The 12,828-nt window shown below is 41.9% G+C and carries 12 protein-coding genes and 1 rRNA gene; all 13 read right to left on the bottom strand.

Translation table 11 applies throughout. From position 1 onward, the window contains the following. Positions 1-72 (bottom strand): 16S ribosomal RNA (locus J4G36_RS18030); the annotation flags it as partial. A gap of 508 nt (positions 73-580) precedes the next feature. Continuing rightward, positions 581-2,071, bottom strand: coding sequence for a lysine--tRNA ligase (gene lysS, locus J4G36_RS18025; RefSeq protein ID WP_210471809.1), 1,491 nt, complete (start codon positions 2,069-2,071; stop codon positions 581-583). Positions 2,072-2,270: 199 nt separating this feature from the next. Next, positions 2,271-2,780: a 2-amino-4-hydroxy-6-hydroxymethyldihydropteridine diphosphokinase gene (folK, locus tag J4G36_RS18020; protein ID WP_210471808.1), complete on the bottom strand. Its 510-nt coding sequence runs from the start codon at positions 2,778-2,780 to the stop codon at positions 2,271-2,273. Continuing rightward, entirely contained in the window at positions 2,777-3,145 is a 369-nt protein-coding gene (folB, locus tag J4G36_RS18015; RefSeq protein ID WP_210471807.1) for a dihydroneopterin aldolase, read from the bottom strand. Before folB ends, folK begins: the two co-directional genes overlap by 4 nt. A gap of 11 nt (positions 3,146-3,156) precedes the next feature. Continuing rightward, complete coding sequence (folP, locus tag J4G36_RS18010) at positions 3,157-4,008, bottom strand: dihydropteroate synthase (protein WP_210471806.1); 852 nt, start codon at positions 4,006-4,008, stop codon at positions 3,157-3,159. Continuing rightward, positions 4,008-4,859: an aminodeoxychorismate lyase gene (pabC, locus tag J4G36_RS18005; RefSeq protein WP_210471805.1), complete on the bottom strand. Its 852-nt coding sequence runs from the start codon at positions 4,857-4,859 to the stop codon at positions 4,008-4,010. Before pabC ends, folP begins: the two co-directional genes overlap by 1 nt. 14 nt (positions 4,860-4,873) lie before the next feature. Further along, positions 4,874-6,262 carry an anthranilate synthase component I family protein gene (locus tag J4G36_RS18000; RefSeq protein WP_246880717.1) on the bottom strand — a complete coding sequence of 463 codons (1,389 nt, stop codon included), beginning with the start codon at positions 6,260-6,262 and terminating at the stop codon, positions 4,874-4,876. A 93-nt stretch (positions 6,263-6,355) separates the two neighbouring features. After that, positions 6,356-7,282 carry a cysteine synthase A gene (cysK, locus tag J4G36_RS17995; RefSeq protein ID WP_210471804.1) on the bottom strand — a complete coding sequence of 309 codons (927 nt, stop codon included), beginning with the start codon at positions 7,280-7,282 and terminating at the stop codon, positions 6,356-6,358. 169 nt (positions 7,283-7,451) lie between these two features. Beyond that, entirely contained in the window at positions 7,452-8,375 is a 924-nt protein-coding gene (locus J4G36_RS17990) for a peptidylprolyl isomerase (RefSeq protein WP_210471803.1), read from the bottom strand. After that, positions 8,353-9,240, bottom strand: coding sequence for an Hsp33 family molecular chaperone HslO (gene hslO, locus J4G36_RS17985; RefSeq protein ID WP_210471802.1), 888 nt, complete (start codon positions 9,238-9,240; stop codon positions 8,353-8,355). The genes J4G36_RS17990 and hslO overlap by 23 nt, the downstream gene beginning before the upstream one ends. Positions 9,241-9,273: 33 nt before the next feature. Then, positions 9,274-10,038 (bottom strand): type III pantothenate kinase, encoded by a 765-nt coding sequence (locus J4G36_RS17980; RefSeq protein WP_210471801.1) that lies wholly within the window; start codon positions 10,036-10,038, stop codon positions 9,274-9,276. A gap of 83 nt (positions 10,039-10,121) precedes the next feature. Further along, positions 10,122-12,131: an ATP-dependent zinc metalloprotease FtsH gene (gene ftsH / locus J4G36_RS17975; RefSeq protein WP_210471800.1), complete on the bottom strand. Its 2,010-nt coding sequence runs from the start codon at positions 12,129-12,131 to the stop codon at positions 10,122-10,124. 143 nt (positions 12,132-12,274) lie between these two features. Then, complete coding sequence (hpt, locus tag J4G36_RS17970) at positions 12,275-12,817, bottom strand: hypoxanthine phosphoribosyltransferase (RefSeq protein ID WP_210471799.1); 543 nt, start codon at positions 12,815-12,817, stop codon at positions 12,275-12,277. Positions 12,818-12,828: the final 11 nt, after the last annotated feature.

Below are 12,828 nucleotides of genomic sequence, written 5' to 3'. Positions count from 1 at the left end.
CATTCGCTCGACTTGCATGTATTAGGCATGCCGCCAGCGTTCGTCCTGAGCCAGGATCAAACTCTCCATAATAGAGAAACTTGAATAGCTCGAGTTTCATTTTGCTGACTTCGAATCCGAAGATTCGCTTTTGTTTCGATTTAACGAAACGTTATATCTTGACGTTTTGCTGTTCAGTTTTCAAGGTTCATTATATAAGCATGAATTTCGCTTACATATTATCTTCTGCGTCACCATCTCTCGACAGCAACTCTTATATCGTACCAAACTTATTCGACCGTGTCAACAACTATTTATAATTTCTTTTTCGTCGTTTATGTGGTCGTTTTGGCGACATTCATAACTATAACACCATGCATTTAGTAATGCAACCCTTTTTTAAAACTTTTTATCATCTAACAGGAAAAACATGCGAAACCAACTAGTTATGGCTTCGCACGATGGAGGCCATTTTAAACAAATCTACTAAGCGTAGATGCCTCTACCTACTTTGCTTGCAATGCAGAAAGCAAAGTAGGCAGGAGCCGTACACTGAACATTATTGATTTCTATCTAACACAGAGTTAACCCTTTAATGAAGTTAGTCTCGCGGACGCATTTGTGGGAAAAGAAGAATATCCCGTATTGATGGTGCATTCGTTAACAACATAACAAGGCGATCAATTCCGATTCCAAGTCCTCCTGTTGGTGGTAACCCGTACTCCAGTGCTTCAATGAAGTCTTCATCCATATCATGCGCTTCATCGTTCCCTTGTTCTTTTTCAACGAGCTGCGCTTCAAAACGTTGACGTTGATCGATTGGATCATTAAGTTCCGTGAAGGCATTCGCATGTTCACGACGCACGATAAATAATTCGAATCGGTCGGTAAAACGCTCATCTTTAGGATTCTTTTTCGCAAGTGGAGAAATCTCTACTGGGTGTCCGTAGATAAATGTTGGTTGCACTAACTCTTCTTCTACCTTTTGCTCGAAGAATTCATTAAGTACATGTCCAACTTCCATCATCGCCGTTACTTCAACGCCATGTTCTTTCGCTAGTGCGTGAGCTTCTTCTTTCGTCATTTCGTTCCAAAAGTCTACACCCGTATACTCTTTAACAGCATCCGCCATATGAAGTCTTTTCCAACCTGGCGCTAAATCTATGACATCTTCTCCATAGGTAACTTCTGTTGTACCAAGTACATCTTGAGCAATATGTGCAACTAAATTTTCGGTAAGTGCCATGATGTCTTCGTAATCAGCGTACGCTTCATACAGTTCAATCATTGTAAATTCAGGATTATGACGAGTTGAAGTTCCTTCGTTTCGGAATACACGTCCAATTTCATATACCTTCTCAAGACCACCAACGATTAATCGCTTTAGATGAAGTTCAATCGCGATACGCATATAAAGGGTCATATCTAATGAATTATGATGGGTAATGAATGGGCGCGCGGAGGCACCACCCGCAATTGCATGCAGCATTGGCGTCTCAACTTCTAAGAAACCTTGATCATCCAGGTAACGTCGCATCGATTGGATTATTTTACTGCGTAAGATGAACGTCTCTTTGCTACCTTCCGTTGAAATCAAATCTAGGTAGCGCTGACGGTAACGTTGTTCGATATCTTGTAAACCGTGAAATTTCTCAGGTAAAGGGCGAAGTGCTTTCGTTAAGAATGTAAACTCTTTCACCTTAATCGATAGTTCACCGACATTTGTTTTGAAGATTGTACCAGCAACGCCGATGATATCCCCAAGGTCAGTACTTGTATATAGTTTGTACGCCTCTTCTCCAATAGCATCTTGTCGTACATAGATTTGAACTTGGCCACCTAGATCTTGAAGGTGAGCAAATCCTGCTTTTCCTTTTCCACGCTTCGTCATGATGCGTCCTGCAACCTTCACTTCATATGAAGCTTCTTCTAATTCTTCTTTCGTAAAGCCTTCATATTTCTCGTGGATTTCCTCAGATAAATGTGTTCGTTCAAACTTCGAACCGAACGGATCGAGTCCGCTTTCCCTTATATCTAACATCTTCTGTCGTCTCACCAGAAGTTGGTCATTTAAATCGTCAAGATTGGACATTTCGTTCACTCCTCTAATAAATTAAAATCGTATATTTTTTAATATGTACCTATTGTACACAAAGAAAAGAGCTACCACAATTCGCGGCAGCTCGAAACCATTAGAATTAGACAGCACTTCCAGCAAGTTCCGCCTGCTCATGCTTCATCATTGCCTCGAATGCCTTTTAAATACCAGGCGGCGTGCTTACGCATTTCTTTTATTGAATAAAGTCTTCGACGCCATTAACTTTCTGCTTAAGTAAAACACCGCGACCGCGAACTGCCGCCTCTTCGGAATAAAATCGTTCGGTAACCGGATGCACAATTTCTGGTGCAATTTCAAGAAGTGGTATAAGAACGAATGCACGCTCATACATCCGCGGATGTGGAATGATCAAGTTCTCCGCTTTAATATTGTCGTTATTATAAAGCAAGATGTCAAGGTCTACAATTCGCGGCCCCCACCTCACTGTGCGTACGCGACCTAATTCATGCTCGATTTCCTGACAAACCGCCAGCAATTTATAAGCGTCAAGCGACGTTCTAATTTCAATGACTATATTTAAAAAGTCATCTTGGTCTGTATATCCAACAGGCGCTGTTTCATAAACAGATGACACCGACAAAACCGACACCTCATTATACGTATGAAGTGCACGCACAGCGTCTTTCAAATGAAGCAATCGCTCACCGATATTCGATCCAATTGAGATGAATGCACTGTTCACTTGAAATCTCCCCGTGTAATATCTACGGAAACGGATATATAATGTCCAGCGATTGGGGGATCTGGTTTAATGAGAACCACACGCACTCCTGTCACTTTAGTCGAATAACGACTTAGTAAATCTCCAGCAATTTTCTCTGCGACTGCTTCAATTAGCTTTTTAGGCGCCCCTTCAATGATTTCCTTACAGAGCTCATAGACTTCCGCGTAATTTACCGTTTTATCAAGATCATCCGTTTTCCCAGCTTCTTCAAGGTTTGTTGCAAGTGATACTGTCGCACGAAAACGCTGACCAAGCTTCGTCTCTTCCGGCAATGCACCGTGGTAACCGTAAAACTCCATTTCGTTTAAATGAATATAATCCAATTGGCATGCTCCTATCCCTTATATATAGACTTACCTGTTAATACATCCATCATTTTAACCGCACGTTCAATTTCTTTTACATCATGAACGCGTACGATGTGACAGCCTCTTTCAATCCCATAACAAATCGTTGCGCTCGTTCCTTCAAGACGTTCTTCAACCGGCAAATTTAAAACATTGCCAATCATTGACTTCCGTGAAGTTCCAAGTAATTGTGGATATCCTAATTCCGCGATTTTCTGTAATCCTTGCATGACCACAATATTTTGTTCCGTATCTTTTGCGAATCCGATACCAGGGTCTAACCAAATATTATCCTGAGTGACGCCTGCATTCAGTGCAATATCAATGCTATCAATCAAATCAGCAATTACTTCATCCATTAAGGGGCCATCATAATCCACTTGTTCTCGATTGTGCATTAATATGATTGGTGAATTATGACGCGCAGCAACCTTCGCAATTTCCGGTTCGCGTTTGGCACCCCATACATCATTAATAATGTGCGCACCCGCTTTTAGGGCCGCATCCGCAACCGCCGCTTTATATGTATCAATTGAAACTGCGCAATTTAACTCGCGAGTGATTGCCTCGATAATCGGCACAGTACGTTCAAGTTCCTCATCTATTGAAACTGGTTCGTGTCCAGGTCGCGTTGATTCACCACCAATGTCAATGATTTTTGCGCCGTTTTGTATCATTTCTTCCGCATGTTTCAGGGCACTATCAATTCGCCCGTACTTTCCTCCGTCAGAAAACGAATCGGGTGTTACGTTTAAAATTCCCATGACAACCGTTTCTTTCCGGAAGTCAAATTCAACCTCTCCGAAATGGTAAACTGCTTTCGCATTTGCTAATTCCATTAGTTGGTACCTTCTTTCATAACTTCAATGGCTTTTCTATAGAAGTTGTGCAGTTTTTGATAATAAACTCCAGTCGCTCCTGGTAATGATATTTCACCAATACTTCCTATTGGCACAATTTCTTGGATAGCATTCGTGACGAATAGTTCGTCCGCCGCTTCAACGACTTTTTGAGTGTAAAACCCTTCATTCACAGTCATTCCATCCATTTCCGCAATTTCCATGACAATTGCTCGGGTTGTTCCGGGTAAAATCCCCGTTTCAATCGCAGGTGTAAATAATTCTCCGTCTTTTATCCAAAACACATTGGACGTCACGCCTTCTGCGACAAATCCTTCTTTGTTAAGAAATAAACCTTCGTGTTCTTTTAACGAGGGTAGCTCGAGTCTTCCACGGACGTTATTGAGAAAGTTATGCGATTTGTGGCGCAATGCACTTTCCGGATCATTCCGAGTTGTATCAAGCCATATTCCCTCTTTTTCTGCACCAGCGTTAGTGACGGGTAATTCTTTTCTGAATAAAATCACGGTCGGCGTCTCATAAGAAGATGGCGCCAAGCCAATATCGTGAACCCCGGCCGATACATTAAGACGGAAATAGCCATCTGTACCCGCGGAATCATTTAGTTTTCGAACAGCGTCTATTATATCTTCATTTTCATACGGCATCGCAATCCGGTATTCGGAGAGCGCCGTTTTTAGACGATCCATATGGGCTTGAAATAAAAATAAGTGTTCGTCATAGGTACGAAACGTTTCGAAAAATCCAACGCCGTATAAAAATCCGTGGTCGAACGGAGAAATCCTTAAATCTTTCGCTTTCACAAATTCACCGTTCATCCAACACAACATCGAATAGACCTCCTTTATTTCTCCGCCATCGCTTTGGCTTGCCATAGCGCCTTTCCTTTTGCCAATGACTCGATATATTCGTTTTTCGGGATTGAATCGGCGACTAACCCGGCACCCGCTTGAATATGTGCGACTCCGTCTTGAATAAATGCCGTACGAATAACTACGTTCAATTCGAAATCTCCATTGAAACCGAACCAACCGATTGTTCCTGTATATAAACCTCTTCGCTCCGACTCAAGTTCTTCGATAATTTCCATTGTACGTAGTTTCGGTGCACCTGTAATTGTACCACCAGGAAAAACCCCTTTTACGACATCGGCATTTGAAAGGTCGTCAGCGACTACTCCACGGACATTCGATACGAGGTGCATGACATGTGAATAGCGTTCAACAACCATGAACTCGTTGGTTTCCACCGTTTTAGATTTACAGACTCGTTCAAGGTCTTCTTTTTCCAACTCGACTAGCATGATGTGTTCGCCTTTTTCTTTTTCATCCGATAAAAGATCTTTTTCGAAGGCTTTATCTTCTTCGTCTGTGACGCCTCTAGGTCTAGTTCCGCCAATTGGTCGCGTATTTAATTCATTACCACGTTTTTGCAGTAGCAATTCCGGCGAACTTGATACAACCGAAAACTCAGGAGCACCCATTGAGGCCATGTACGGAGATGGATTGACTGACCGTAGCGCTTCATACATGGCTAGCGGATGGGTTGTTAATGGTTTCGATTGCCTAACAGAAAGGTTTACTTGAATGACTTCACCTTTTGCGATATATTCCTGTACATCTTCAACCATTTTCTCAAATTGTGGTCCGGTAACGGATACTTCAAGTTCATCTGATGATTCCGTAGCAGTTTTCACGAATTCAACTTTAGTTTTTGCTGCTTCCACCCATTTTGTCTCGACATTTGCTGGATTTATTCCACTACCTGGAAGTGTAATGAAATAAGCAGTTTCTGCATGGATATCAAACACTACCCACTCGTCGAATAAATAAAAGAATAAATCTGGTGTTTTTAAAACATCTATCGTGTCGTTTGGTATGTTTTCATATCTTCGAACGTAGTCATAACTAATAAATCCAGCTACACCACCTTGAAATTCAGGAAGCTCCGGATTGAAATCCACCTCATAAGCTGCAACAAATTGAGTAAGTTCTTCCAGTGGGTCGCCTTCTTTAATTTCTTCGGCACCATCACGCCATGTGATTTTTAATCGATGACCATCTAATGCCCGAAGTGTAGCTAATGGGTTAATACCAGCAATTGACAAGTTGCCGCCGCGTCCACTTTCCAGAAGGATGTGCGCCTGCTTTTCATATGCCAGTTGTTGGTAGGCAGTGAAAAACTGATCTTTTGTCATTGGGGTAGCCGTGAAGGCCGGTACTTGTCGTGTCATGTTTTATTTTCCTCCCTGTACCGATTGATACTCCTATCTTAACGTTTTGTGCATAAAAAAAGAAGGAGCAAGTTTACTCCTTCTTCCTGCAACTTATTGGTCTTCAAATTGATAGAGCGGCGTACTTAAGTATCGTTCGCCATTTGACGGAAGAATAGCGACTACTTTTTTTCCTTTACCAAGCTTTTTCGCAACTTGAAGCGCTGCAAAAATAGCAGCTCCTGAGGAAACCCCGCCGAGAATCCCTTCTTCACGTGCCGCGCGTCTTGCTGTTTCGTAAGATTCATCATTTGATACAAGAATTATTTCATCGTAAATATCCGTATTAAGTACTTTCGGTACAAAACCTGCACCAATCCCTTGAATTTTATGTGGCCCTGGTTGCCCGCCTGACAAAACAGGAGAATCTGTCGGTTCAACGGCAACAATTTTCACGTCTGGAAAACGTTCTTTTAGCACGCTTCCAGCACCAGTAATTGTACCACCCGTTCCAATCCCTGAAATAAATGCGTCTACGCGGTCTAGCGCATCTGCAATTTCAGGACCTGTTGTTAGCCGGTGAATTTCAGGATTCGCTTCATTGTTGAATTGTTGAGGCATGAACCAATCTTTTTCTTTTGCCAACTCTTCCGCTTTTGCGATAGCGCCTTTCATTCCTTCAGCGCCTGGCGTCAAGACCAAATCTGCACCGTATGCACGTAATAGGTTTCGGCGTTCGGTACTCATCGTATCCGGCATGACTAATACTGCTTTATACCCTTTTGCTGCTGCAATCATTGCCAACCCAATTCCTGTATTTCCACTTGTCGGCTCGATGATTGTGCCACCCGCTTGCAATTCACCGGACTTTTCAGCTTCTTCAATCATGGCCAGCGCAATCCGGTCCTTGACACTAGAACCCGGGTTAAAATATTCTAACTTCAAATAAACATCTGCGTCTTCGGCACCTGTCATTCGATTCATTTTAACGAGCGGTGTCTTTCCCACTAAATCCGCAACTGAGTTCCCAACGATAGTCATAGTACCCTCTCCTAATCCCTACTATTTTGATATGCTTTATACTATTAATCCTACTACGATAGTGTGCATAGTGTCAAATATATTTACCTATATCTTCCCCCTCCCACCGTAAGTAATCCTAAAAACAACAAAAACCATCTAATAGATGGTTTTTGCTAGTTTAGTAGTTTTATTCGCGATAAAACCAGCTAGTATCGAATTCCTTCCAAAAGTCTTCCATACTGACCGTTTCAGTTAGTTGTTCCATCGCGAGATTGCGCTTGATATGATCTTTTACTTCTTTTAATTTAAAAGTTTTCCCTTTCATGACATCACTAACATGGAGTATCGCAAATTTTCCATCTGAAAGGGAGATAACTCCGCTCGTTGTATTAGGTTTTAATGATGATGCTGTTTTAATGACCGCAGGATCGATGGAGTCTTTTTTCTCGCTAATATACCCGAGATCACCGCCAAGACTGGCTGATGAAGCATCGATTGAACGTTCTCTTGCCAATATGTTAAAACTCGAACCTTCATTTAATTCATATAATGCATTCTCTGCTTCATCTTTTGACGCAAGAACTATAATTGCTGTGCGGTAAGCACTCGCAATATTATATAAATCGGCATTAGCATCATAACTTGCCTGAATCACCTCATCGCTAACGACAATATCTTTTGTCAGAATCTTTTCTAGAATCATCGAAGCGCTGATTTTTTCTCGCTCTTGTTCGGTGGTCATGCCCATGTGAATCTGATCGTCCAATGAATGAATAAGCGCAAGTTCCAGATCGATTTCTTTATCGGAAACTTTTATTTTATACTTTTTGGCTGCCGCTTCCATAACTTTATTATTGACGAGTTCTAATAACGTTTCACGGCCGATTTTTTCTTCCATTGCCGCCATCCAGGTTTCACGCTTAATCGTTTTACCGTCGACGGTGGCAACTACTTCACCGGTTTCCCATGATTTATCCGTTACTTTCCAGGCGATAAACCATAATAAATTACTGAATAACAGAATACCGATTACAATTAAAAGCGGTTTCGCTTTCAATCTACGTGTTCCAATTTTCTCCGGGTCCTCTTTATGACCGCGATTGAATCTCATGGATGTACCCTTCCAATTCCTCTTTATCATATACATAAGACTCCAAACAAAAATGGCAATTTGCTTCGGCTTGGCCGTCTTCTGCTATCATTTCACGAATTTCTTTTTCACCCAGGCCAATGATTGCATTGCCAAAGCGTTCTTTTGAACAATTACATTTGAATGAAACATCCACCATGTCAAGGATTTCTACATTTTCAGCTCCAAGAACTGAACTTAATACTTCTTCAGGGGATAATCCACCATCAATCATTGTCGATATCGGTTCCATATTCGCGATTCGCTCTTCTAAGATACCAATTGTTTCATCAGTTGCACCCGGCATGACTTGAATGATAAATCCACCCGCCGCTTTTATCGAATTATCCGGATTAACGAGCACGCCTAGCGCAACGGCCGACGGAACTTGTTCAGATACAACAAAATACTCCGTAAAGTCTTCGGCAATTTCCCCAGAGACGATCGGAACTTGGCCTGTGAAAAATTCACGAAGACCCAAATCTTTTACGACTGTTAGCATTCCAGAAGTTCCAACAGCACGTTTGACGTCTAGTTTACCCATTTCATTTAATTCAAAGTGAACATCAGGATTGGATGCATAGCCGCGTACTTCCCCGTGAGCGTTGGAGTCAATTACCATCGGTCCGATGGGTCCATCTCCTTCAATTTTAATCGTTAATTTATCTTCACCTTTTAGCATTGCGCCCATCATAACTGCTGCCGACATCGATCGACCCAGAGCCGCGCTTGTAGTTGGCCATATATCATGGCGTTTTTGTACTTCGGAAATCGTGTCTGTTGAACGGACAGCATATGCCCGGATTGTTCCATTAAACGCCAATGCTTTTACTAAATAATCTTTCATTATTATCTACTCCTTTAAAATCGGTTCAATATTTTATACGTTTCGTTGATAAATTAGGTGTAACCCTTTAAGCGTTAAGAAGTTATCGACTACATCAATGATAGTTGTTTCACTAGCGATAAGATCTGCTAGGCCGCCTGTTGCGATAACAGTTGGCTCTTCTTTACTTTGTGCTTTCATGCGGGCAACGATACCTTCAACTTGTCCGACATAACCAAAGACAATTCCTGCCTGCATTGCGGCTACCGTGTTTTTTCCAACGACGTTATCAGGGCGCGCTAATTCAATTCTGGGAAGTTTAGAAGCGCGATCAAACAGGGCTTCCATTGAAATGCCAATCCCCGGCGCAATTGCTCCGCCCATATAACCTCCGCTTTCATTGACATAACAGTAGGTCGTTGCTGTTCCAAAATCGACTATGATAAGTGGACTTCCATATTCCTCGATGGCTGCAACGGCATTCACGATTCGATCTGCACCAACCTCGCGCGGATTTTCATATTTGATATTCAAACCCGTTTTTATCCCCGGACCGACAATTAGCGGCTTGATGTTGAAATATTTACTACACATTTGTTCAAGGGGGAACATTACCGGTGGTACGACGGACGAAATGATAATTCCGTTAATCTCTTCGAAGGTTAAACCAACGTGCGTGAATAAGGATTTTACTTGCATCGCATATTCGTCTTCTGTTTTTTGGCGGTACGTTTCCATGCGCCAATGGTATTTGAGTGTTCCTTGGTCATAAACACCGAGGACAATATTTGTATTTCCTGTATCCATCACTAAGATCATTTGGGATTCCCTCGCTAACTTCAAATTTTCAAGTTTGAATAAAAAAAAGCTGACCGCTTCAAAAAGGGCCAGCTTTCATTTTTTTAATCTCTTCGTTTTTCGTCAAACGGATTTGGTGGGCTTTCATACTCCCGTTCATTTGGCAAATTAGCAATTGACGGATCTGATGGAGCGCCTGTTGAATCAGAGATGGTATTATCATCTCTTTTATTTGACTCCGTTTTGTCTGTATCTTTTCCATTATTGTCATATGGACGCTCTGGTAATGTCCCATGATCTTTCAAATGGTTGATTTGTTCCGCATCAAGCGTTTCTACTTCTAGAAGAGTCGTAGCAATTAAATCAAGCAATGCACGATTTTCTGTCAGTATTTGTTTCGTACGCTCATATTCTTCTTTAACGATGCGTTGCATTTCTTGATCAATTTCATATGCAATCGATTCGGAGTAATTTTGTTCAGAACTGAAGTCTCTGCCAAGGAAGACTTGACCTTGGGATTGACCGAACTGTAACGGGCCGAGTTTATCACTCATTCCGTACTCCGTCACCATTGACCTTGCAATTCCAGTGGCACGTTGGAAGTCGTTATGCGCACCGGTAGAAACCTCACCGAGTGCAATTTCTTCTGCAACACGTCCACCAAGAAGTCCAGAAATTTTATCAAGTAGTTCCGGCTTCGTCATAAAGTAGCGATCTTCTTTCGGAAGCATAACCGCATAACCGCCTGCCTGGCCTCTAGGTACGATTGTAACTTTATGCACAATATCCGCTTCATCAAGAATGAGTCCGACAACAACGTGGCCCGCTTCATGGAATGCTACAATATTTCTTTCTTTTTTAGAGATCACTCGGCTTGTTTTTGCAGGTCCTGCAATTACACGGTCCGTTGCCTCATCAATATCCGACATGTCAATTTTCTTTTTATCACGTCTTGCAGCTACAAGTGCAGCTTCGTTTAACAAGTTTTCAAGATCTGCACCTGAGAAACCTGGTGTACGTTGAGCAAGTGCTTTTAAATTCACTGAGTCGTCAAACGGCTTGTTGCGCGCATGCACTTGAAGAACCGCTTCTCTACCTTTTACATCCGGGCGACCGACTGTAATTTGACGGTCAAATCGACCTGGACGAAGAAGTGCTGGGTCCAAAATGTCTGGTCGGTTCGTTGCCGCTACAATAATGATTCCTTCGTTTTCACCGAAACCATCCATTTCAACGAGTAATTGGTTAAGCGTTTGTTCACGTTCATCATGTCCGCCGCCAAGCCCTGCGCCACGTTGACGTCCAACCGCATCAATTTCATCAATAAAAATAATACATGGTGCATTCTTCTTTGCATTTTCGAAAAGATCACGAACACGTGATGCTCCGACCCCGACAAACATCTCAACAAAATCAGAACCTGAAATTGAGAAGAATGGTACGCCGGCTTCACCAGCAACTGCACGCGCAAGCAACGTTTTACCTGTACCAGGTGGTCCGACAAGTAAAATCCCTTGTGGTATACGTGCGCCAACCTCTTTAAACTTTCGTGCGTCTTTCAGGAAATCAACTACCTCGACAAGTTCTGCTTTTTCCTCGTCTGCTCCTGCAACGTCATCGAAACTTACTTTTTCTTTATCATCCGTATGAAGCTTCGCCTTACTTTTACCGAAATTCATTACTTTACCGCCGCCACCGCCCTGTGACTGATTCAACAGGAAGAAGAACAGAATAATAATAATGATAAATGGAACGAGTCCGGTGAAAAATGATACTAGCGCGCTTGTCTCCGGTGCTTTTAAATACTCAATTTTAACAGACTGTGACGCTGCTACCTCATCAATATCATTTAGCAGTGCATCATGTGACTGCGGAATATTTGTTATAAAGGTTTCGCCATCTTTATAGCCTTTCATCTCACCTTTAACTTCATAGATGAGTTGGTCGGGCTGAATTGTGGCGCTTTTTACATTTCCTTCTTCGAGTGCTAGCCGAAATTCATTGTAAGTGATCGGCTTTATTTTCGGGTTTGTTTTATTCAGTGAACCAAATATCCCCATTAGAGCCAGGAAGATTAGTCCATATAGTAGAAAGTATCGAAGTATTCGATTCATCCCTAGGCCTCCTCATTTCATTAAACAGAAAACTATTGTAAATCTTACCATAAGTAATCTTCAATCTACAAAGAAAACGCCTTATAATTGTTGCGCAAAAAAAGCGTTCCTATACCCCCTATATTGGGGAGGTTCGGAAAGCTTCAAAAAGAGTAAATTTCTTTTTTCAATACTCCGATATAAGATAGATTTCTATATTTCTCCATGTAGTCTAGACCATACCCGACAACGAAAGCATCCGGAACGTTAAAACCGATATAATCGGCTTCTAGGTCAACTTTCCGACCCGTTGGCTTGTCAAGTAGCGTAACAATCTTAATGGAGTTTGCTTTTCGATACTTCATTAAATCAACAAGATAACTTAACGTTTTTCCGCTATCAATAATATCTTCAATGATTAATACGTCTCTACCCTCGACGCTTGTATTCAAATCTTTCACGATTTTCACTTCACCGGATGATACAGTTGCATTCCCGTAACTTGACACATCCATAAAATCGAGCTCAATATAAGCATCAATGCGTTTAATAAGATCACTCATGAATGGCAGGGCACCTTTAAGTACACCAATCGCAAGCGGAAACTTATCTTTATACTCTTCAGTAAGCGCGGCACCTAGCTCATCAATCTTTTGTTGAATTTCTTCTTCCGTAATTAGTACTTCTTCAATGTCTTTGGCGAGCATCGAGATTCCTC

The organism is Sporosarcina sp. 6E9 (assembly GCF_017921835.1).
In the GTDB taxonomy this organism is placed as follows: Bacteria; Bacillota; Bacilli; order Bacillales_A; family Planococcaceae; genus Sporosarcina.
The sequence above is the reverse complement of the archived record's forward strand: the minus strand, read 5'-3'. Positions and strand labels throughout refer to the sequence as shown.